Origin of the sequence: Streptococcus pneumoniae (assembly GCA_040719455.1) — a bacterium.
Classification (GTDB): Bacteria; Bacillota; Bacilli; order Lactobacillales; family Streptococcaceae; genus Streptococcus; species Streptococcus pneumoniae_G.
The window spans coordinates 1,729,432-1,751,872 of sequence record JBFDTN010000001.1; the positions used below are offsets into that span (position 1 = coordinate 1,729,432).

Annotated in this window: 12 protein-coding genes, 18 tRNA genes and 3 rRNA genes; 31 read left to right on the forward strand and 2 right to left on the reverse strand. The window is 43.8% G+C overall.

The window, feature by feature from the left end:
* Positions 1–8 precede the first annotated feature (8 nt).
* The 28 genes from hpt (at position 9) to pcsB (ending at position 12,972) form a co-directional block, all read left to right on the forward strand.
* Positions 9–551, forward strand: a complete 543-nt coding sequence (gene hpt, locus AB1I63_08310) for a hypoxanthine phosphoribosyltransferase (protein ID MEW4354873.1) — start codon at positions 9–11, stop codon at positions 549–551.
* A 21-nt stretch (positions 552–572) separates the two neighbouring features.
* On the forward strand, positions 573–2,537 hold the full coding sequence (gene ftsH / locus AB1I63_08315) for an ATP-dependent zinc metalloprotease FtsH (GenBank protein ID MEW4354874.1): 1,965 nt from the start codon (positions 573–575) through the stop codon (positions 2,535–2,537).
* A 193-nt stretch (positions 2,538–2,730) separates the two neighbouring features.
* Positions 2,731–3,198 (forward strand): sigma-70 family RNA polymerase sigma factor, encoded by a 468-nt coding sequence (locus AB1I63_08320; protein ID MEW4354875.1) that lies wholly within the window; start codon positions 2,731–2,733, stop codon positions 3,196–3,198.
* A 75-nt stretch (positions 3,199–3,273) separates the two neighbouring features.
* Entirely contained in the window at positions 3,274–3,423 is a 150-nt protein-coding gene (locus AB1I63_08325) for a hypothetical protein (GenBank protein ID MEW4354876.1), read from the forward strand.
* 264 nt (positions 3,424–3,687) lie between these two features.
* Positions 3,688–5,235, forward strand: a 16S ribosomal RNA gene (locus tag AB1I63_08330).
* Between the two features lie 55 nt (positions 5,236–5,290).
* Positions 5,291–5,363, forward strand: a tRNA-Ala gene (locus AB1I63_08335).
* Between the two features lie 130 nt (positions 5,364–5,493).
* Positions 5,494–8,397: ribosomal RNA gene (locus AB1I63_08340) — 23S ribosomal RNA — on the forward strand.
* A gap of 93 nt (positions 8,398–8,490) precedes the next feature.
* Positions 8,491–8,606: ribosomal RNA gene (gene rrf / locus AB1I63_08345) — 5S ribosomal RNA — on the forward strand.
* Together the 16S, 23S and 5S rRNA genes with 18 tRNA genes alongside form the textbook arrangement of a ribosomal RNA operon.
* 5 nt (positions 8,607–8,611) lie before the next feature.
* Positions 8,612–8,684, forward strand: a tRNA-Val gene (locus AB1I63_08350).
* Positions 8,685–8,686: 2 nt separating this feature from the next.
* Positions 8,687–8,759, forward strand: a tRNA-Asp gene (locus AB1I63_08355).
* Between the two features lie 40 nt (positions 8,760–8,799).
* A tRNA-Lys gene (locus tag AB1I63_08360) sits at positions 8,800–8,872 on the forward strand.
* A gap of 3 nt (positions 8,873–8,875) precedes the next feature.
* A tRNA-Leu gene (locus AB1I63_08365) sits at positions 8,876–8,957 on the forward strand.
* Positions 8,958–8,969: 12 nt separating this feature from the next.
* Positions 8,970–9,042, forward strand: a tRNA-Thr gene (locus tag AB1I63_08370).
* 20 nt (positions 9,043–9,062) lie between these two features.
* Positions 9,063–9,134: transfer RNA gene (locus AB1I63_08375), tRNA-Gly, on the forward strand.
* A 6-nt stretch (positions 9,135–9,140) separates the two neighbouring features.
* Positions 9,141–9,226: transfer RNA gene (locus AB1I63_08380), tRNA-Leu, on the forward strand.
* A gap of 18 nt (positions 9,227–9,244) precedes the next feature.
* Positions 9,245–9,318, forward strand: a tRNA-Arg gene (locus AB1I63_08385).
* A gap of 51 nt (positions 9,319–9,369) precedes the next feature.
* A tRNA-Pro gene (locus AB1I63_08390) sits at positions 9,370–9,443 on the forward strand.
* Positions 9,444–9,456: 13 nt separating this feature from the next.
* Positions 9,457–9,530, forward strand: a tRNA-Met gene (locus AB1I63_08395).
* Positions 9,531–9,545: 15 nt separating this feature from the next.
* Positions 9,546–9,619: transfer RNA gene (locus tag AB1I63_08400), tRNA-Ile, on the forward strand.
* Positions 9,620–9,639: 20 nt separating this feature from the next.
* Positions 9,640–9,729 (forward strand) — tRNA-Ser (locus tag AB1I63_08405).
* 14 nt (positions 9,730–9,743) lie between these two features.
* Positions 9,744–9,817: transfer RNA gene (locus tag AB1I63_08410), tRNA-Met, on the forward strand.
* A 3-nt stretch (positions 9,818–9,820) separates the two neighbouring features.
* Positions 9,821–9,893: transfer RNA gene (locus AB1I63_08415), tRNA-Phe, on the forward strand.
* A 14-nt stretch (positions 9,894–9,907) separates the two neighbouring features.
* A tRNA-Gly gene (locus tag AB1I63_08420) sits at positions 9,908–9,978 on the forward strand.
* A gap of 33 nt (positions 9,979–10,011) precedes the next feature.
* Positions 10,012–10,085: transfer RNA gene (locus AB1I63_08425), tRNA-Ile, on the forward strand.
* 7 nt (positions 10,086–10,092) lie between these two features.
* Positions 10,093–10,180 (forward strand) — tRNA-Ser (locus AB1I63_08430).
* Between the two features lie 86 nt (positions 10,181–10,266).
* Positions 10,267–11,073, forward strand: coding sequence for a rod shape-determining protein MreC (gene mreC, locus AB1I63_08435; protein ID MEW4354877.1), 807 nt, complete (start codon positions 10,267–10,269; stop codon positions 11,071–11,073).
* A 1-nt stretch (position 11,074) separates the two neighbouring features.
* Complete coding sequence (gene mreD, locus AB1I63_08440) at positions 11,075–11,575, forward strand: rod shape-determining protein MreD (GenBank protein MEW4354878.1); 501 nt, start codon at positions 11,075–11,077, stop codon at positions 11,573–11,575.
* Between the two features lie 95 nt (positions 11,576–11,670).
* Positions 11,671–12,972, forward strand: a complete 1,302-nt coding sequence (gene pcsB / locus AB1I63_08445) for a peptidoglycan hydrolase PcsB (GenBank protein ID MEW4354879.1) — start codon at positions 11,671–11,673, stop codon at positions 12,970–12,972.
* A 60-nt stretch (positions 12,973–13,032) separates the two neighbouring features.
* Here pcsB and AB1I63_08450 read toward each other — a convergent pair whose 3' ends face one another.
* Positions 13,033–14,292 (reverse strand): ISL3 family transposase, encoded by a 1,260-nt coding sequence (locus AB1I63_08450; GenBank protein MEW4354880.1) that lies wholly within the window; start codon positions 14,290–14,292, stop codon positions 13,033–13,035.
* A gap of 394 nt (positions 14,293–14,686) precedes the next feature.
* On the opposite strand from AB1I63_08450, the gene AB1I63_08455 reads away from it, so the two are divergent.
* Positions 14,687–16,254 (forward strand): IS3 family transposase gene (locus AB1I63_08455; GenBank protein MEW4354881.1). Its coding sequence is split into 2 segments (ribosomal slippage): positions 14,687–15,344 and positions 15,344–16,254, totalling 1,569 coding nucleotides; the frame shifts between segments, so codons are not numbered across the junction.
* Positions 16,255–16,303: 49 nt separating this feature from the next.
* On the opposite strand, the gene AB1I63_08460 is transcribed toward AB1I63_08455, so the two are convergent.
* Entirely contained in the window at positions 16,304–17,758 is a 1,455-nt protein-coding gene (locus AB1I63_08460; protein ID MEW4354882.1) for a GBS Bsp-like repeat-containing protein, read from the reverse strand.
* Positions 17,759–18,004: 246 nt separating this feature from the next.
* On the opposite strand from AB1I63_08460, the gene purC reads away from it, so the two are divergent.
* A complete protein-coding gene (gene purC, locus AB1I63_08465) occupies positions 18,005–18,712 on the forward strand; it encodes a phosphoribosylaminoimidazolesuccinocarboxamide synthase (protein ID MEW4354883.1) in 708 nt (235 codons plus the stop codon).
* A gap of 1 nt (position 18,713) precedes the next feature.
* Positions 18,714–22,439 carry a phosphoribosylformylglycinamidine synthase gene (locus AB1I63_08470; GenBank protein ID MEW4354884.1) on the forward strand — a complete coding sequence of 1,242 codons (3,726 nt, stop codon included), beginning with the start codon at positions 18,714–18,716 and terminating at the stop codon, positions 22,437–22,439.
* Positions 22,440–22,441 lie beyond the last annotated feature (2 nt).

Consider the following 22,441-nt stretch of genomic DNA (forward strand, 5'->3'; position numbering starts at 1 on the left):
GTAGAAACATGTTAGAACAAAATATCAAAAAAGTGTTAGTGTCACACGATGAGATTGTTGCAGCGGCTCAAAAACTAGGAGCTCAGTTGACAGATGAATACGAAGGAAAAAATCCTATCTTGGTTGGAATTTTAAAAGGTTCTATTCCTTTTATGGCAGAGTTAATCAAGCATATTGATACGCATATTGAGTTAGATTTCATGTTGGTGTCAAGCTATCATGGTGGGACTGCCAGCAGTGGTGTGATCAATATTATCAAAGATTTGGATAAGGATGTGAAAGGACGCCACATTTTGTTTATAGAGGATATCATTGATACAGGGCAAACTCTCAAAACCCTTCGCGATATGTTTGTAGAACGCAAAGCAGCCTCTGTCAAAATTGCTACATTGTTAGATAAACCAGAGGGGCGTAAGGTGGAAATTGAAGCAGATTATACGTGCTTTACGATTCCAAATGAATTTGTTGTTGGCTATGGATTAGATTTTGATGAAAATTATCGCAATCTTCCTTACGTTGGCGTTCTAAAAGAAGAAGTGTATTCCAATTAAGAATAGGTAGTAAGAGTATATATGAATAAAAATAAACCAGGTGGATTTGTCAAAAATCCCTTTCTCTATATTTTAATCGTTGTCGTTTTAGTGACAGGATTTCAGTATTTGACCGCAGGTTCGTCTGCTGGTCGTAGTCAGCAAATCAACTATACTGAGTTGGTCAAAGAGATTCAAGATGGCAATGTCAAAGAATTGACTTATCAGCCAAATGGAAGTGTCATTGAAATCTCAGGGACTTATGGTAAGGAAAAGAAGGTTGAAGATACCTCAGGTATCCAATTCTTCACCCCTGCTACAACGACAGTTAGTCGTTTTACGAGTATTATTTTACCGTCTGATCTGACGGTTGCTGAACTTCAAAAACTAGCAGCTGAAAAAGGAACGCAGGTAAGTACTAAGCGTGAAAGCTCAAGTGGTTTATGGATTCAGATTTTAACCACTCTCGTTCCATTTGCAATTTTTACTTTCTTCTTATTCTCTATGATGAATCAAGGAGGCGGTGGTGCGCGTGGCGCTATGAATTTTGGGCGCAATAAGGCGCGTGCAGCCAATAAAGAAGATATCAAAGTTCGTTTTTCAGATGTCGCTGGTGCCGAGGAAGAAAAGCAAGAATTAGTTGAAGTTGTTGAATTTTTAAAAGATCCAAAACGCTTTACCAAATTAGGTGCTCGTATTCCAGCAGGAGTTCTCCTTGAGGGGCCTCCAGGAACTGGTAAAACTCTCCTTGCAAAAGCCGTAGCTGGTGAGGCAGGTGTTCCATTCTTTAGCATTTCAGGTTCTGATTTTGTAGAGATGTTTGTCGGAGTTGGGGCAAGCCGTGTGCGCTCTCTCTTTGAAGACGCCAAAAAAGCAGCTCCTGCGATTATTTTTATTGATGAAATCGACGCTGTTGGGCGCCAACGTGGTGTTGGACTCGGTGGTGGAAATGATGAGCGAGAGCAAACCCTTAACCAATTATTGATTGAGATGGATGGTTTTGAAGGAAATGAAGGGATTATTGTCATTGCTGCTACTAACCGTAGTGATGTATTAGACCCTGCTCTTCTTCGTCCAGGTCGTTTTGACCGTAAGGTTCTAGTCGGTCGCCCAGATGTGAAGGGACGTGAAGCCATTCTTCGCGTTCATGCTAAGAATAAACCTTTGTCTGATGATGTAGATTTGAAATTAGTCGCTCAACAAACTCCAGGTTTTGTTGGGGCAGATTTAGAAAATGTTCTGAATGAAGCCGCTCTTGTCGCTGCTCGTCGCAATAAAAAAGTGATTGATGCGGATGATATTGATGAGGCAGAAGACCGTGTCATTGCAGGCCCATCTAAGAAAGATAAGACTGTTTCAGAGAGAGACCGTCAGATTGTAGCTTACCATGAGGCAGGGCATACGATTGTCGGACTTGTATTGTCAAATGCACGTGTCGTTCATAAAGTAACGATTGTTCCTCGTGGTCGCGCAGGTGGCTATATGATTGCACTTCCAAAAGAAGATCAAATGCTTCTATCAAAAGAAGATATGAAAGAGCAGTTAGCAGGTCTTATGGGAGGACGAGTAGCAGAAGAAATTATCTTTAATGTTCAAACAACAGGAGCCTCTAATGACTTTGAACAAGCGACTCAAATGGCGCGTGCAATGGTAACAGAGTATGGAATGAGCGAAAAGCTGGGTCCTGTCCAATACGAAGGTAATCATGCGATGTTTGGTGCAGCTAGTCCTCAAAAATCAATCTCAGAGCAGACAGCTTATGAAATTGATGAAGAAGTGCGCAATCTCTTGAACGAAGCGCGCAATAAAGCGGCAGAGATCATTCAATCCAACCGCGAAACGCATAAATTGATTGCAGAAGCCCTTCTGAAATATGAAACATTGGATAGTAATCAAATTAAATCACTCTATGAAACGGGCACTATGCCAGATTCTTCAGAAGATGAGTCCGCCAGTAACCCCGCATTATCCTATGATGAAATCAAGTCAAAAATGGAAGAAAATTAAGGATTAAATTGAGTTCTTGTAATAGAACTCAATTTTTTTGATATCTGAAATGCTCCATTATGTACCTGTATTGTCAGTTTTATCTCACTCAAGAGACTAGACGAGTGAATTTTCAGTCTATACAGGAGAAAACCATTCAAAGCATTTCATTCTCTGCTAGACTATATACAGAGAGGAAAGGAGGAAGAATGTTATGGAGGACTTCGGGAAGGTTTATAGAAAAGTACGAGGTATCGTCATGAGATGTAGAAAGGATTACTATGTCCATCTATGGGAGTTAGATGATTGGGACCAAGAAGGAATGCTAGTCCTGTATCAATTATTGAGTCAACACCCAGACTTGGAAGACAGTAGATTGTATGTGTATTATAAGACCAAGTTCCGCAATCATGTCTTAGATGTGATTCGGAAACAAGAAAGCCAGAAAAGGAGATTAGATAGAATGTCGTATGAAGAAGTAAGTGAAGTAGGACATAGATTACATACAGGAGGCTTACTCCCTGATGAAGCCTATCTACTAAAAGACCAACTCAGCCGTTATCGCTCAGGACTCACCCCAGACTTACAAGAGCAGTACGACCGCTTACTCGCCGATGAACGATTTAAAGGACGCCGCAAACTCTTACGAGACTTACGCACCCATTTAAGAGACTGGGAGTAAAAGCACCCTCACTATAGAGCGTATCTACAATACAAAAACTAAAAAGAACAGGAACATAGAGAAAAAGGAGAAAGTATGAACACATATAAGAGACATAAAGGGAGCTATCTTGGCTATTATTACAAAAGCGGACTTCATTTACGGATGGATTATGAGAGTTATCAAGTCCATGTAGAAAAAATCTTGGAAATAAGTAAAAAAAGTTCAGAAGAGGGAGGGGTATAGAAAATATTTTAAAATAGAGAAAAACACCTTATCAATCAAAAAAGGATTAAAAAAAGTAATAAAAAAATCAAAAAAAATGAAAAAAAGTGTTGACAAAGAAATGGATAGGTGATATACTAAGATAGTTGTCGCGAGAGAGCGACAAAGACCTTTGAAAACTGAACAAGACGAACCAATGTGCAGGGCGACTGAGGAGACTCAGTCAGTCAAACACAAGAAACAATAAATCTGTCAGCGAGACAGAAGTGAGTGAGAGCTCAAACTTTATATGAGAGTTTGATCCTGGCTCAGGACGAACGCTGGCGGCGTGCCTAATACATGCAAGTAGAACGCTGAAGCTTGGTGCTTGCACCGAGCGGAGGAGTTGCGAACGGGTGAGTAACGCGTAGGTAACCTGCCTGGTAGCGGGGGATAACTATTGGAAACGATAGCTAATACCGCATAACAGTGCTTACTGCATGGTAAGCATTTGAAAGGTGCAATTGCACCACTACCAGATGGACCTGCGTTGTATTAGCTAGTTGGTGGGGTAACGGCTCACCAAGGCGACGATACATAGCCGACCTGAGAGGGTGATCGGCCACACTGGGACTGAGACACGGCCCAGACTCCTACGGGAGGCAGCAGTAGGGAATCTTCGGCAATGGGGGCAACCCTGACCGAGCAACGCCGCGTGAGTGAAGAAGGTTTTCGGATCGTAAAGCTCTGTTGTAAGAGAAGAATGTTAGTGGGAGTGGAAAATCTGCTAAGTGACGGTATCTTACCAGAAAGGGACGGCTAACTACGTGCCAGCAGCCGCGGTAATACGTAGGTCCCGAGCGTTGTCCGGATTTATTGGGCGTAAAGCGAGCGCAGGCGGTTAGATAAGTCTGAAGTTAAAGGCTGTGGCTTAACCATAGTACGCTTTGGAAACTGTTTAACTTGAGTGCAGAAGGGGAGAGTGGAATTCCATGTGTAGCGGTGAAATGCGTAGATATATGGAGGAACACCGGTGGCGAAAGCGGCTCTCTGGTCTGTAACTGACGCTGAGGCTCGAAAGCGTGGGGAGCGAACAGGATTAGATACCCTGGTAGTCCACGCCGTAAACGATGAGTGCTAGGTGTTGGGTCCTTTCCGGGACTCAGTGCCGCAGCTAACGCATTAAGCACTCCGCCTGGGGAGTACGACCGCAAGGTTGAAACTCAAAGGAATTGACGGGGGCCCGCACAAGCGGTGGAGCATGTGGTTTAATTCGAAGCAACGCGAAGAACCTTACCAGGTCTTGACATCCCAGTGACCGTCCTAGAGATAGGATTTTTCTTCGGAACACTGGTGACAGGTGGTGCATGGTTGTCGTCAGCTCGTGTCGTGAGATGTTGGGTTAAGTCCCGCAACGAGCGCAACCCTTATTGTTAGTTGCCATCATTCAGTTGGGCACTCTAGCGAGACTGCCGGTAATAAACCGGAGGAAGGTGGGGATGACGTCAAATCATCATGCCCCTTATGACCTGGGCTACACACGTGCTACAATGGCTGGTACAACGAGTCGCAAGTCGGTGACGGCAAGCTAATCTCTTAAAGCCAGTCTCAGTTCGGATTGTAGGCTGCAACTCGCCTACATGAAGTCGGAATCGCTAGTAATCGCGGATCAGCACGCCGCGGTGAATACGTTCCCGGGCCTTGTACACACCGCCCGTCACACCACGAGAGTTTGTAACACCCGAAGTCGGTGAGGTAACCGTAAGGAGCCAGCCGCCTAAGGTGGGATAGATGATTGGGGTGAAGTCGTAACAAGGTAGCCGTATCGGAAGGTGCGGCTGGATCACCTCCTTTCTAAGGAAAAAGGAACTGTATATTGGTCGTCATGTTTAGTTTTGAGAGGTCTTGTGGGGCCTTAGCTCAGCTGGGAGAGCGCCTGCTTTGCACGCAGGAGGTCAGCGGTTCGATCCCGCTAGGCTCCATACAACTCGAGAGAGTTGTAGAGATTTGCACATTGAAAATTGAATATCTATATCAAATAGTAACAAGAAAATAAACCGAAAACGCTGTGAATTAATGAGTTTTCTAATTTGAAAGAATTAGGTTAAATAAGGTTAAGTTAATAAGGGCGCACGGTGGATGCCTTGGCACTAGGAGCCGAAGAAGGACGTGACTAACGACGAAATTCCTTGGGGAGCTGTAAGTAAGCAATGATCCAGGGGTGTCCGAATGGGGGAACCCAACATGTAATGCATGTTATCCATGACTGTTAAGGTCATGAGAAGGAAGACGCAGTGAACTGAAACATCTAAGTAGCTGCAGGAAGAGAAAGCAAAAGCGATTGCCTGAGTAGCGGCGAGCGAAACGGCAGGAGGGCAAACCGAAGAGTTTACTCTTCGGGGTTGTAGGACTGCAATGTGGACTCAGATTTTGTAGAAGAATCTACTGGGAAGTAGAGCCAAAGAGAGTAAGAGCCTCGTATTCGAAACAGAGTCTGTACCTAGCAGAATCCTGAGTACGGCGGGACACGCGAAATCCCGTCGGAATCTGGGAGGACCATCTCCCAACCCTAAATACTCCCTAGTGACCGATAGTGAACCAGTACCGTGAGGGAAAGGTGAAAAGCACCCCGGGAGGGGAGTGAAATAGAACCTGAAACCGTGTGCCTACAACAAGTTCGAGCCCGTTAATGGGTGAGAGCGTGCCTTTTGTAGAATGAACCGGCGAGTTATGATATGATGCGAGGTTAAGTTGAAGAGACGGAGCCGTAGGGAAACCGAGTCTGAATAGGGCGGATTAGTATCATGTTATAGACCCGAAACCATGTGACCTACCCATGAGCAGGTTGAAGGTGCGGTAAAACGCACTGGAGGACCGAACCAGGGCACGTTGAAAAGTGCTTGGATGACTTGTGGGTAGCGGAGAAATTCCAAACGAACTTGGAGATAGCTGGTTCTCTCCGAAATAGCTTTAGGGCTAGCGTCGATGTTAAGTCTCTTGGAGGTAGAGCACTGTTTGGGTGAGGGGTCCATCCCGGATTACCAATCTCAGATAAACTCCGAATGCCAACGAGATATAATCGGCAGTCAGACTGCGAGTGCTAAGATCCGTAGTCGAAAGGGAAACAGCCCAGACCACCAGCTAAGGTCCCAAAATAATTGTTAAGTGGAAAAGGATGTGGGGTTGCACAGACAACTAGGATGTTAGCTTAGAAGCAGCTATTCATTCAAAGAGTGCGTAATAGCTCACTAGTCGAGTGACCCTGCGCCGAAAATGTACCGGGGCTAAAACAATTTACCGAAGCTGTGGATTACCTAATAGGTAATGGTAGGAGAGCGTTCTATGTGTGGTGAAGGTGTACCGTGAGGAGCGCTGGAACGCATAGAAGTGAGAATGCCGGTATGAGTAGCGAAAGATGGGTGAGAATCCCATCCACCGTAAGACTAAGGTTTCCAGGGGAAGGCTCGTCCGCCCTGGGTTAGTCGGGACCTAAGGAGAGACCGAAAGGTGTATCCGATGGCCAACAGGTTGATATTCCTGTACTAGAGTATGAAGTGATGGAGGGACGCAGAAGGCTAACTCAACCAGACGAATGGAAGTGTCTGGCTAAGTAGTGAGGCGTGGTATGAGTCAAATGCTTATACCTATAACGTTGAGCTGTGATGGGGAGCGAAGATTAGTAGCGAAGTGAGTGATGTCACACTGCCAAGAAAAGCTTCTAGCGATGTATCATACTCTACCCGTACCGCAAACCGACACAGGTAGTCGAGGCGAGTAGCCTCAGGTGAGCGAGAGAACTCTCGTTAAGGAACTCGGCAAAATGACCCCGTAACTTCGGGAGAAGGGGTGCTCAGTAATACTGAGCCGCAGTGAATAGGCCCAAGCAACTGTTTATCAAAAACACAGCTCTCTGCTAAATCGTAAGATGATGTATAGGGGGTGACGCCTGCCCGGTGCTGGAAGGTTAAGAGGAGGGTTTAGCGGCAACGCGAAGATCTGAATTGAAGCCCCAGTAAACGGCGGCCGTAACTATAACGGTCCTAAGGTAGCGAAATTCCTTGTCGGGTAAGTTCCGACCCGCACGAAAGGCGTAATGATTTGGGCACTGTCTCAACGAGAGACTCGGTGAAATTTTAGTACCTGTGAAGATGCAGGTTACCCGCGACAGGACGGAAAGACCCCATGGAGCTTTACTGCAGTTTGATATTGAGTGTCTGTGCCACATGTACAGGATAGGTAGGAGCCAAAGAGATCGGGACGCCAGTTTCGAAGGAGGCGCTGTTGGGATACTACCCTTGTGTTATGGCCACTCTAACCCGCATAGTTTATCACTATGGGAGACAGTGTCTGACGGGCAGTTTGACTGGGGCGGTCGCCTCCTAAAAGGTAACGGAGGCGCCCAAAGGTTCCCTCAGATTGGTTGGAAATCAATCGCAGAGTGTAAAGGTATAAGGGAGCTTGACTGCGAGAGCTACAACTCGAGCAGGGACGAAAGTCGGGCTTAGTGATCCGGTGGTTCCGAATGGAAGGGCCATCGCTCAACGGATAAAAGCTACCCTGGGGATAACAGGCTTATCTCCCCCAAGAGTTCACATCGACGGGGAGGTTTGGCACCTCGATGTCGGCTCGTCGCATCCTGGGGCTGTAGTCGGTCCCAAGGGTTGGGCTGTTCGCCCATTAAAGCGGCACGCGAGCTGGGTTCAGAACGTCGTGAGACAGTTCGGTCCCTATCCGTCGCGGGCGTAGGAAATTTGAGAGGATCTGCTCCTAGTACGAGAGGACCAGAGTGGACTTACCGCTGGTGTACCAGTTGTCTCGCCAGAGGCATCGCTGGGTAGCTATGTAGGGAAGGGATAAACGCTGAAAGCATCTAAGTGTGAAACCCACCTCAAGATGAGATTTCCCATAACGTTAAGTTAGTAAGAGCCCTGAGAGAAGATCAGGTAGATAGGTTAGGAGTGGAAGTTGTGTGAGCAATGGAGCGGACTAATACTAATAGCTCGAGGACTTATCCAAAATAAGTAAGATTCAACGAGAACATAGCGTGGTTTAGTTCTTGAGAGGATTTGATAAGATATTCAATTTTGAGTGTGGAAATACTCAGAATAGTTAAGTGACGATAGCCTAGGAGATACACCTGTACCCATGCCGAACACAGCAGTTAAGCCCTAGAACGCCGGAAGTAGTTGGGGGTTGCCCCCTGTGAGATATGGTAGTCGCTTAGCTATAGGGGAGTTTAGCTCAGCTGGGAGAGCATCTGCCTTACAAGCAGAGGGTCAGCGGTTCGATCCCGTTAACTCCCATAGGTCCCGTAGTGTAGCGGTTATCACGTCGCCCTGTCACGGCGAAGATCGCGGGTTCGATTCCCGTCGGGACCGTTCAGGTAATCTGTTAGGTTATTTGAATTAAAATAGAATAGACTCGTTAGCTCAGTTGGTAGAGCATTTGACTTTTAATCAAAGGGTCGCTGGTTCGAGCCCAGCACGGGTCATACGCGGGTTTGGCGGAATTGGCAGACGCACCAGATTTAGGATCTGGCGCTTAACGGCGTGGGGGTTCAAGTCCCTTAACCCGCATAATAGAAATAGGCCGGCTTAGCTCAGTTGGTAGAGCATCTGATTTGTAATCAGAGGGTCGCGTGTTCAAGTCATGTAGCCGGCATTAGAGGAAAAGTAAGGAATGCGAACGTAGTTCAGTGGTAGAACACCACCTTGCCAAGGTGGGGGTCGCGGGTTCGAATCCCGTCGTTCGCTTGAGAGGCCGGGGTGGCGGAACTGGCAGACGCACAGGACTTAAAATCCTGCGATTGGTAACGATCGTACCGGTTCGATTCCGGTCCTCGGCATGAATAGAATAGTAGAGAGCACCCTTAGCTCAACTGGATAGAGTACCTGACTACGAATCAGGCGGTTAGAGGTTCGACTCCTCTAGGGTGCATAGCTCGCTTAATGGAATCATTAGGGGAGATTTATTTTTAGATAGTAGAAACGGGAAGTAGCTCAGCTTGGTAGAGTACTTGGTTTGGGACCAAGGTGTCGCAGGTTCGAATCCTGTCTTCCCGATTGTTCTATATTTGGCGGTGTAGCTCAGCTGGCTAGAGCGTCCGGTTCATACCCGGGAGGTCGGGGGTTCGATCCCCTTCGCCGCTATGAATTGATCTTGTTGGACCTTTAGCTCAGCTGGTTAGAGCTCTCGGCTCATAACCGAGTGGTCGTAGGTTCAAGTCCTACAAGGTCCATTTTATATAGATTGCATATTGGAGGATTACCCAAGTCCGGCTGAAGGGAACGGTCTTGAAAACCGTCAGGCGTGTAAAAGCGTGCGTGGGTTCGAATCCCACATCCTCCTTAGACTAATAATATCGCGGGATGGAGCAGCTCGGTAGCTCGTCGGGCTCATAACCCGAAGGTCGTAGGTTCAAATCCTGCTCCCGCAATTTGGCTCGGTAGCTCAGTTGGTAGAGCAATGGATTGAAGCTCCATGTGTCGGCGGTTCGATTCCGTCTCGCGCCATTATTTTATAATAAGCGGGTGTAGTTTAGTGGTAAAACTACAGCCTTCCAAGCTGTTGTCGCGAGTTCGATTCTCGTCACCCGCTTTGAACGAAAGTTCATACCAAGTCAGTGTACTTGGGCGCGTAGCTCAGGTGGTTAGAGCGCACGCCTGATAAGCGTGAGGTCGGTGGTTCGAGTCCACTCGTGCCCATTATAGTGGAGAATTACTCAAGAGGCTGAAGAGGACGGTTTGCTAAATCGTTAGGTCGGGTAACTGGCGCGGGGGTTCGAATCCCCCATTCTCCGTATCTTTATCGAAAGAGGAGGTAGCATTTGCTATACTCCTTTTCTGTTACGCTATGCTAAGATGATGATATGGAAGTGTTAGATCTATGAAAAAATCAAAAGTAATTGTTGTATTGGTGATTTCGATTTTGGTAACAAGTTTGTTACTTGTTCTTAGTCGGACTATCGATGCTACTGGTCCACTAGAAAATACAATTTCTGTAATTGATAATGTGGTTGCAAAACCGTTTCAACTATTAGAAGCGGTAAAAGAAGATACTGTACATTTGGTAGCTTCCTATAAAGAGAATGAAGAGTTAAAGCATTCTTTGTATGAAATGAATCAAAAGCAATCAGAAGTTCTTCGTTTAGAAGAAGAAAATGAGCAATTACGCTCGTTATTAGAGATGAAGTCATCTATCAATGCAGCTGTTTCTCTTACAGCAGATGTTGTCTTTCGTCATCCTTCGTCTTGGTTAGAAGAATTGTCCATCAATGCTGGGGAAGTAAACGGCTTGAAATCAGGAATGTTGGTGATTGGTCAGGGTGGTCTCATTGGAAGTCTAGTAGATGTTCAAGCTCATTCGAGTCTTGTAAATCTGTTGACAAATGAAATAAATTCGGAGAATATTTCTGTTCGAATAGAAACTACGAAGGGCATGGTTTATGGAATTTTACAAGGATATGATACGAAGAAGAAAGCTTTTGTTATCGGGCAATTGAACACTCTTGAGTCTATTCAGGAAAATGATAAAGTGGTTACCAGTGGTTTAGGAGATCATAGTGTTCCTGATATTCCGGTGGGAACGGTTTTATCGATTATTGAAAAACAAGATCATTTAACAAAAGAAATTTTAGTAAAACCAAGTGCTGATTTATCGGATTTGCGTGTTGTGACAGTTGTAGGTAAATAATATGAAGTTGTTAAAGTATGTCTGTAAACCTTTATTAATGTTATTTATTTGTATGTTGGTTGATACCCATCTTTCTAATCTGTTGCAATCTATTTTACCTATGACGATCTATCCAGTTGCTCATTTATTGCTCATTTTTTTGTTATTTTTATCCATCAATTTACCAGATGCGGTAACGATTGGATTATTACTTGTTATTGGTATTTTATATGATGCTTACTACTTTCATTTGATTGGCATTGTGGCGTTGATTTTGCCTAGCATGGGGATTTTCGTCAATCATTTCGGTGTGATTTTAATGCGGAATCGGTGGACACGGCTGTTATCTGTATTGATTTTGATTGTGTTTTTTGATAGTTTTCTTTTTGCAATGGCAAGTTTATTAGGGATTTCAATGGCAGTATTTAGCCATTTTGTGGTTTATATGTTGGCTCCAACTTTGGTATTGAATGTAGTGTTAGTGCTACTTTTGCAACCCGTTATGGAGAAAATATATTTATGATATGAAGGATACTGAAATGTAACAAGGGCGTAATATATTTTCGCTCTTTTTTTGGTATAATTATGATTGTCTTATAGGAAAGGGTTTATAATTTTATGAAGAAAAAATTTATTACTTCGATTTTATTGAGTACTATCGTATTATCACAAGGAGCTAGCTTGGCTACTGTTGCAGCTGACTCTACTGATGACAAAATTGCTGCTCAAGAAAGTAAAATCAATAATTTAACGGCACAACAACAATCTGCTCAATCACAAGTTGATCAAATTCAAGGTCAAGTTTCTACTATTCAAGCTCAACAAGAAAAATTGCAAGCTGAGAATGAGAAACTTGAGGCAGAATCAAAGAGATTAGAAGGTGAAATTGAAACTCTGTCTAAAAATATCGTAGCTCGTAATGAATCACTTGCCAATCAAGCTCGTAGTGCTCAAACAAGTGGAACAGCAACTAGCTACATCAATACAATTATCAATTCAAAATCTATCACAGAAGCTGTTTCTCGTGTTTCTGCGATGAGTGAGATTGTTTCAGCAAACAACAAGATGTTGGAACAACAAAAGCAAGATAAGGAAGCTATTGCTGAAAAGCAAATTGAAAATAACGAAGCAATCAATACTGTAATTGCAAATCAACAAACGCTAGCAGATGATGCTAAAGCCTTGGAAACCAAAGAAGCTGAATTGAAAGTTGCTCAATTAAACTTAGCAGCAGAAAAAGCAACGGCAGAAGGTGAAAAGAATGCTCTTCTTGAGCAAAAAGCAGCAGCAGAAAAAGCGGCAGCAGAAGCAGCAGCAAGAGAAGCAGCATATAAAGCTGAACAAGAGAAAAAAGCTCGAGAAATGGCTGCATCAGCTAATACAAGCTTCACAGCGCAAGTACAAGCGGCTGCATCTCAACCAGCAGCTCCAGCAGCGACGTCAACTCAGGAAGAAGTTTCTGAACCAGTAGCAGCTCCTCAAGCTCCAGTTCAAGAAGCGGCAGCACCGGCTCCTACTGTATCTCAACCTGTTGCATCTACTCCAGCACCAGCTCCGACTCTATCTCGTCCAACCTATAGTTCTTCTGCATCTAGTTATCCAGTAGGTCAATGTACATGGGGAGCTAAGACTCTTGCTCCTTGGGCAGGCGATTATTGGGGTAATGGTGGTCAATGGGCTGCAAGTGCAGCAGCAGCAGGATTCAGAACTGGTTCTGTACCGCAAGTTGGTGCGATTGCATCATGGAATGATGGTGGCTATGGTCACGTTGCAGTGGTAACAGCTGTTCAATCTACAACTAGCATCCAAGTATCTGAATGTAACGTTGATGGAAGTGGGACTCAACCAATTGGAAACTATCGTGGTTGGTTCAACCCAACAAATGTTCAAGGTGTTGTAACATACATCTATCCAAACTAAGAGATGAAAGAGAGGTTTCCCTCTCTTTTTGGCACTTTGTCAACTGTAGTGGGTGAAGTATTACCCCATACGAGAGAGAATCAGGTTGGTTCTCTCTTTTTGTATGTTTAAAGCGATGAGAATTTTTGTTTTAAAGTTTTTGAAGTTTCGGAAACCGAAAGCTTGTCGTTTGATGTCTTTGATAAGTTTGTTAGTAGCTTCTAGCTTAGCGTTTGAATAAGGTAATTCAAGTGCATTGGTAATGTATTGTCTGTATTTGAGAAAGGTTGTAAAGACTGTTCTGAAAGTAGAATTCACAGTAGGTAAATAGTCTTCTATCAGTCCGAAGAATGCCTCGCTGTTCTTCTCCTGAAAATGGAAAAGCAAGAGCTGATAGAGGTCATAATAGTACTTTAGTTCCTCTGACAAGTCTAAGGTCTTTTGAACTACTTCTCTAGGGGTTAAGGTTTGCCTAAAGGTTCGAGAATAAAAGAGTTTGTTAGAGAGTTTCCGGCTGTCCTTTTGGAGGATTCTCCAATGATGTTTCATAGCACGATAAGAAAGAGAGTCCTTGTCACAGTTCTTCATAATGGCAATTCGAGTAGCCATCATAGCTCGGCTCAGGTGCTGAATAATATGAAAACGATCCAGAACAATCTTTGCTTTTGGGAATAAGAAGTTAATGATGGGGATGTAGTTACCAGCCATATCTACAGTTACGACTTTGACGTTTTCCCTCACCTCTCTCGTGTATTTGAGGAAGTAGTTTTTAATGGTTGTTTGTCGATTATTTTCAAGAATAGTGATAATCTTTTTGGTTTGAAAATCCTGAGCGATAAATGCCAGCTTTCCCTTATTTCGAGAGAATTCATCCCAAGAGAGGATTTTAGGTAATTGTGAGAACTGTTCCTTGAAGGAGAATTGATTCAGTTTTCTCTGTACAACAGAGACAGAGATATGAAGTCTTCTAGCAATATCAGAGTTCGTTACTTTTTCCGTATGTAGTTGAGTGATTTTGTCCCAGATAGGTTGAGAAATTTGATGATGTTTCTTGACGAGAGGCGTTTGAGAAACGGATACACGTAGACAACACTTGCATTTAAAGCGGCGTTTTCTCAGTTTTAGAAGAGTAGGAAATCCTTGAATATCAAGCATAGGAATAGAGGATTCTCGTTGGAAGTCATATTTTATCATCTTTCCTTGGCAGTGAGGACAAGGAGGAGCAGGATAATCTAAGGTTGCTTGAAGGAGGATATGGGATTTAACCTTGTAAGCAGAAGTGATGGTGATATTTTTATCTTTTATTCCGATAAGATTTGTGGTATTATGAAGTTGTTCCATATGATTCTTTCTAATGTGAGTTTGGTCGCTTTTCATTATAGATTATATGGGACTTTTTTTCTACACTGAAAAAGCCCTATAATCTCTTCAGTGGAAGTTACCCACTACAGAAATTATAGAGCCACAATTAGGAATGCTTTCAACCTAGGTGAACTGGTGATTCTAGTATTTCTCAAAAAGAAATACTACAAAGCAGAGAACCAAGCTATTTATCTAAAATAGGGCAAATCTCTGCTATCCTCTTTATACTAGAGATATTTGCAATACTTATCTCAGTTTATCTGTCTAAAAATAAAATTCTAAGATGAAAAACCCATGATTGTATGATATACTCCCCATATAGTGGACAGTGAAAAAACAAAAATTCACTAGAAACTATAAGGGGAGTTTTCTTATGTCCAAAAGAAGTTCAAAATCAGTAGAAGAGAAATTAGAAGTTGTTTGCTTATTCCTTAACCAAGAACAGTCTCTTACCCAACTTAGTAAACAATATGAGGTCAATGTTCAAACAATTCAGTCTTGGAAAATGAAATATGAGAAGTTCGGTATAGACGGTCTTAAGGAAAGTCGAACTTGGAAACACTATTCGTCTGAGTTAAAAGAACAAGCCGTTCAAGACTATCTAGCTGGTAAAGGTTCCTTAAGAGATATCTGTTCAAACTATCATATCTCTGACACTTATGTTCTCAGAAGTTGGATAAAACGGTATACTAGTGGTAAAGACTTAAAATCCACAAGTAAAGGATACAGCCGTATGAACAAAGGACGCAAGACCACATTTGAAGAACGACTTGAGATTGTCAACTACACCATCGCTCACGAGAAAAACTATCAAGCTGCCATTGATAAGTTTGGTGTCTCCTACCAACAGGTTTATTCATGGGTACGTAAGTTTGAGAACGAGGGAGCCGAAGGGCTGGTGGACCGAAGAGGAAAAGGACTAGAAAGCAAGCCAAACCTCACGGAAGCTGAAGAACTTCAACTCAAAATTAAGCAACTAGAAGAACGGAATCGTTATTTAGAAATGGAGGTAGGCCTGCTAAAAAAGTTGGAAGAAATAGAACGGCGAAACCGTCGGTGAGATTAGGTAGACACTTAGACAAGTTCCAAGCTATTAAGAACTATCAAGAGGAACACTCAAATGCTTCCATTCAACCCTTATGCCAAATACTAAAAGTCTCTCGGTCAGGATACTACAAATGGCTATCCCATGAGGAAACACCATCTGAGGCGGAGAATCAGAAACTAATGGAACATATCAAGGAACTCCATAACAGTCGCAATGGCATTCTAGGTTACCGTCGCATGACAACGTTTATCAATCGTCAGTTCGATACAAACTATAATAAGAAACGGATTCGAAGGCTCATGAGAATACTGGGCATTCGTTCTGTTATTCGCCGTATTCGCCACTCTTGTACGAAAGCTGGTGATAGATTCTACGCTGAGAATCTTCTAGCTCGTGAGTTTACTGCGACAGCACCGAATCAGAAATGGTGCACAGATGTCACCTACTTACAATATGGTCTCGGTACCAAAGCTTATTTGAGTGCCATCAAGGACATCTATGATGGCTCGATTATCGCCTATGAGATTGGTCACAACAATGATAATCCCTTGGTCATGAAGACTATTAAGAAAGCTCTAGCAGTAAATCCAGGAGCGACACCGCTCATTCATAGCGATCGTGGCAGTCAGTACACATCAAAAGAATATCGTCATTTTACAACACAGGCTGGCATTACTATATCGATGTCACGAGTTGGGAAATGTATCGACAATGACCCGATTGAAAGCTTCTTTGGGCATTTCAAGACAGAATCTTATCATCTCAAGAAATACAAGACCTATGAGGAGCTAGTCGCTGATGTGGAAAGCTACATTGAGTTTTACAACACACAACGCTATCAAACAAAATTAAACAACCTGACTCCTTGGGAATTCAGGAATCAGGTTGCTTAACATCTTTTATTATTTGACTGTCTACTTGACAGGGAGCCGTTCAGTTCAATCATGGGTTTTCTGGTGGATAAATATAGTGGATAGTGCCTTGGCAGGTGGTGGGGTTAAACCAGCCACGGTAATTGGCGATAGGTTGTGTGGCGCTACCGTCCATATTGCATTCGGATACTTGGATGGAATCTATTGATTGTATGGCTATAACGACGGCTACATGTCCATACTCACCACCATCCCAGCAAGCGATGGCTCCGATTTTTGGTTGGTTGCTGACTTCAAATCCGGCATTGTGCGCATGTTGGATCCAATCTTTGGCATTTCCCCAGTAGTTACCAGCCCATGGAGCTAGTTCTTTAGCTCCCCAGGTGCATTGACCGATTGGATAGGTATTGCTTACTGAGGCAGTTAAGAGGTGATGAGGTGAGGGTGTTGGTTTTTCTTTTTCAATGGAGAAGGAGTAGTCGGCGATTTGAAAAGATTTGCCCGCAATAGTGCGATAAAGAATGCTATGGACAGGCTCATTTTCTGTAAATTTTTGGCTAGAAAGAAGAGCATGAAATTTACCATCTGATGTCTGTGTCACGGTGCTCCAAGTGGGAGGATCTGTGTCAGAATAAGTGACTAGACTTAAGTTTCCATCATTTGTGGTATCTGTAATCAGAAATTCATAAGTATCAGAAGAAGTTGGTTTAGCAACTAGCTTGGCTTTGAGATGCTCGGTGTTTAAATGGACATCACGCAGATAATAGGTTTCTTGGCTATTGTCTTTGTAAGTGATGGTGATTTGATTGTGGTAATTGCCAGAGTAGAGTTGATGGTTTTTGCTTTCAATGAGTGTGCTCCATTTTCCTGATACTGCTTGTGTGAGGTCATAGGTGCGAGCATTATTTTCATCATCATTCCAAACAGTTGCTTGGGCAGATTGTACGCTTTTGGATTGCTCCGTTTCCGTGAGCGTCAGCTGGTAGCTGGCAGAAATAGGATCTATCGTGTCGATTTTTAATAAGGGTTGAAGCTTGTCTTGACTGGGGAGTTGCTCAATCTGGATGGGGATAGAGGTATAGGCAAGACCTGTCAAATCGGATGTTTCGTTTCCTTTAGTATAAAGGCGTATTTGGTAGTTGCCTGTTTGGTAATGATGTTCCTTAAGTGGAATTTGGGCAAGATAGCCACCATTAGGTTGATGATCGGCTTGATACCAACGGCTTGTAGAATCTCCTAAATGCTCCGAGAAGACTTGTAGGGATAGTTGCTGCGATTCTTTGGAAAGTGTTTCAATTGAAATCTTTAGAATACCATTGGAGCACTCTGTATGGATATTTGGTAACAATGGATTGTGGAGATTTGAGGAGATATCTGAGTTGAGATTTGAATGATTGGCAAAGATGTAAGGAAGATGTGGATTTGGCTGGATAATGCTCGTAGGTTGAATCATATGGGCTTGAACGGATTGAGTGGGTATGATGAAAGCTAGGCAGGTAGCTAAAGAAAGGATTGATTTTTTCATAAGACTCCTTTAGATGAATGTTGCATTTACTTTATTCGTAAAAAATTAGACTTTATCTAGCTGCACTTATTCGTCTTATATAGAATATCTATGAACATTTTTAAGTGATAACTTCTATATGTTCGGTTTTTATAGAGAGAATTGCTTTTTTTACTATAAAAATAATGATTTTGTTTGTAAAAACGAATATTATATGCTAGAATATAGCCAAATACTAAAAATATAAAAGTAAAGGCGAACGATACTATGAAGCAATCATTGTTATATTCGGGGAAAGCTAAGGACATTTACGCAACAGAAGATGATGAGCTGATTGTCTCCTGTTATAAGGATCAGGCGACAGCCTTTAATGGTCTGAAAAAGGAAGAAGTCATCGGCAAGGGACGGCTCAATAATCAGATTTCGTCTTTGATTTTTGAAAAATTAAACCGAGCAGGCATTGCGACCCACTTTGTCAGAAAGTTTTCAGACACGGAGCAGTTAAATAAAAAGGTGACGATTATTCCGCTTGAAGTGGTGCTACGCAACTATACGGCGGGTTCGTTTTCTAAACGCTTTGGTGTGGATGAAGGTATTGCGCTTGCACAGCCGATTGTGGAATTTTACTACAAAAGAGATGAGTTGGATGATCCCTTTATCAATGATGAACACGTTGCCTTTTTAGGGATTGCGTCAAGTGAGGAAATTGCTTATATCAAGGAAGAAACGAGAAAAATCAACCGCTTATTAACGGCTTGGTTTGCGGAAATCGGCTTGACCCTGATTGATTTCAAGTTGGAATTTGGCAAGGACAAGGATGGTGTAATTATCTTGGCGGATGAATTTTCACCGGATAATTGCAGGCTCTGGGATGCGGACGGGCGTCACATGGACAAGGATGTCTTTCGTCGTGGTCTTGGAGAGATGACCGATGTCTATCAAATCGTGTGGGAAAAATTACAGGAGTTGGACTAAGATGAACAAACGAATTTTTGTCGAGAAAAAAGCCAGTTTTCAGATGAAAGCAGAGAGCTTGCTGCGTGAATTGCAGGAGCGTTTGGGAGCTACAAGCCTGACAAGTTTGCGCTTGGTACAGGTCTATGACGTTTTTGGCTTGGATGAGAGCCTGCTTGCGGTAGCCGAGGAGCGGATTTTTTCAGAAAAGGTGACTGATACCCTTCTTAGTGAGAACGAGGTGGGAACGAGCCTTGCACACAGTCGTTTCTTTGCGATTGAGGCCTTACCTGGTCAGTTTGACCAACGTGCGGCAAGCAGTCAGGAGGCGCTTTTCCTTCTAGGAGCTGACAGCAGCGTAACGGTGAAAACGGCTCAGCTCTACCTCTTGAATGCGGATGTGAGCGAAGCGGATCTTGCAAAGATTCAACATTATTTGCTCAACCCTGTTGATTCACGTTTCAAGGATGTGACAAAAGGCTTAGAAGTCCCTGCTTTTTCAAGTTCTGATGCGACTATTCCAGTCCTTGATTTCTTTAAGGACTATACAGAAGCGGATTTTGCCCAGTATAAACAGGATCAGGGGCTTGCCATGGAAGTGGCGGACTTGCTCTTTATTCAGGATTATTTTGCCTCTATTGGTCGTTGTCCGACAGAAACAGAGTTGAAAGTCCTAGATACCTACTGGTCAGACCATTGTCGTCATACGACCTTTGAGACTGAATTGCGTAGGATTGATTTTTCAAAATCTAGTTTTGAAGCACAATTGCAGGCGACTTATGAAAAATATCTTGCTATGAGAAGAGAATTGGGGCGTGCGGACAAGCCGCAGACTCTTATGGATATGGCAACGATTTTTGGGCGGTATGAACGGGCCAATGGGCGCTTGGATGACCTTGAAGTGTCAGATGAAATCAATGCCTGTTCAGTGGAAATCGAAGTTGATGTCAATGGGGTGAAAGAGCCTTGGCTCTTGATGTTTAAAAATGAAACCCACAATCATCCAACAGAAATTGAGCCTTTTGGTGGTGCTGCAACCTGTATCGGAGGTGCCATTCGTGATCCCTTATCAGGGCGTTCCTATGTTTATCAAGCTATGCGGATTTCAGGAGCGGGTGATATTACGCGACCTCTGTCTGAGACCCGTTCCGGTAAACTACCGCAGCAGGTTATTTCTAAAACAGCTGCCCACGGCTATTCTTCCTATGGAAACCAAATCGGTCTTGCTACGACCTATGTGCGAGAATATTTCCACCCAGGCTTTGTGGCAAAACGCATGGAGCTAGGTGCGGTTGTCGGAGCGGCTCCAAAAGAAAATGTCATCCGTGAAAAGCCAATAGCAGGTGATATTATCATTCTGCTCGGTGGGAAAACAGGTCGAGATGGTGTCGGTGGAGCGACAGGCTCGTCCAAGGTTCAGACAGCAGCCTCTGTTGAAACGGCTGGTGCGGAAGTACAAAAAGGAAATGCCATTGAAGAGCGGAAAATTCAACGGCTCTTTCGTGATAAGAGCGTGACACGCTTGATTAAAAAATCCAATGACTTTGGAGCTGGAGGAGTCTGCGTTGCTATTGGGGAATTGGCAGACGGTCTTGAAATTGACTTGGACAAGGTGCCGCTCAAGTATCAAGGTTTGAATGGGACAGAAATTGCTATTTCAGAAAGTCAGGAACGCATGGCAGTAGTCGTTGCACCAGAAGATGTAGAAACCTTTATTACCCTAGCCGCTAAGGAAAATATCCTAGCTGTTCCTGTCGCCTGCGTGACGGAAAGACCGAATCTTGTCATGACTTGGAAAGGGCAGAAGATTGTCGATATTGAGCGAGCTTTCCTTGATACCAATGGCGTACGTGTCGTGGTAGATGCGACAGTAACCGATAGTTTCAATACGCTACCAGAGCAAGGCATGACCTCAAAAGAGACCTTGAAAGAAGATGTAGAGGTGCTACTTGCTGACTTGAACCATGCTAGCCAGAAAGGCTTACAAACAATTTTTGATAGTTCAGTGGGGCGTTCTACCGTCAATCATCCGCTAGGTGGTCGCTATCAACTGACACCGACAGAAAGTTCTGTTCAGAAATTGCCTGTTGAACATGGCGTGACTGAAACGGTCTCTGTCATGGCTCAGGGCTACAATCCTTTGATTGCAGCATGGTCTCCTTATCACGGAGCAGCCTATGCGGTGATTGAGGCGACAAGCCGTTTGGTAGCAACAGGAAGCAACTGGGACAAGGCCCGCTTCTCCTATCAGGAATATTTTGAGCGAATGGATAAACAAGCAGAGCGATTTGGAAAACCGGTGGCAGCCTTACTTGGCTCGATTGAAGCTCAGATTCAGCTAGGCTTACCATCAATTGGTGGTAAGGACTCCATGTCTGGAACCTTTGAAGAATTGACGGTTCCTCCGACCTTGGTCGCTTTCGGGGTGACAACCTCAACCGCAGACCGCATTTTGTCGCCAGAGTTTAAGGCAGCTGGGGAATACATCTATTACATTCCAGGACCTGCTATTTCTGAGAAAATTGATTTTGCAAGAATTAAAGAAAATTTCAAACAATTTACAGAAATCCAAGAAAAGAACACTATTACAGCTGCAGCAGCTGTCAAGTATGGTGGTGTGGCAGAAGCCCTAGCTCTGATGACGTTTGGAAATCATATTGGAGCAAGCGTAGTGCTGGACCAGCTTGAAACCAGTCTACAAGGGCAACTGGGAGGCTTTGTCTTTACCAGTCCAGATGAGATTGAGGGCATTCTTAATATCGGTCAGACGACAAGTGAAGCAAGTCTTATCATCAATAGCGTGGACTTGCCTATTTCAAGCTTGCTGGCAAGTTTTGAAGGAACTTTTGAGACCATTTACCCGACCGTCTTTGAACAAGACAGTCGCATGGCAGAAGTGGCACCAGTTGTGACAGAGGTTGCTAGACAGAGTAAAGAAAAAGTAGCGCAACCGCTGGTTTATATCCCAGTCTTTCCTGGGACCAACTCCGAGTACGATTCTGCGAAAGCCTTTGAACAGGCAGGAGCCAAGGTACGCTTAGAGCCTTTTGTGACCTTGGATGAAGCAAGGCTCGCCCAGTCGGTTGATAAGATGGTAAATTCAATCAATGAAGCGCAGATTCTCTTTTTTGCAGGTGGATTTTCAGCGGCAGATGAGCCAGATGGCTCAGCCAAATTCATCGTTAATATCCTGCTCAACGAAAAAATCAAGACAGCAATTGATGCTTTCATCGCTCGTGGCGGTCTCATTATCGGTATCTGTAATGGCTTCCAAGCCCTTGTCAAATCAGGTCTTCTGCCTTATGGCAACTTTGAAGAATCAGACGAAACAAGCCCAACCCTCTTTTACAATGATGCCAACCAGCACGTAGCGAAAATGGTAGAAACCCGTATTGCTAATACTAATTCACCATGGCTTGCTGGTGTGGAAGTAGGCGATATTCACGCCATTCCTGTATCGCACGGAGAAGGCAAATTTGTGGTAACTGAGGCAGAGTTTGCAGAGCTGCGTGATAATGGGCAGATTTTCAGCCAGTATGTGGATTTTGAGGGCCAAGCAAGTATGGACAGCCGCTACAATCCAAATGGCTCCTTCTATGCGATTGAAGGGATTACTAGCAAGAACGGACAAATCATCGGGAAAATGGGGCATTCTGAACGCTATGAGGCAGGATTGTTTAAGAATATCCCGGGCGAAAAAGACCAGCAGTTGTTTGAAAGTGCCGTGCGGTATTTTACACAAGATTAAGA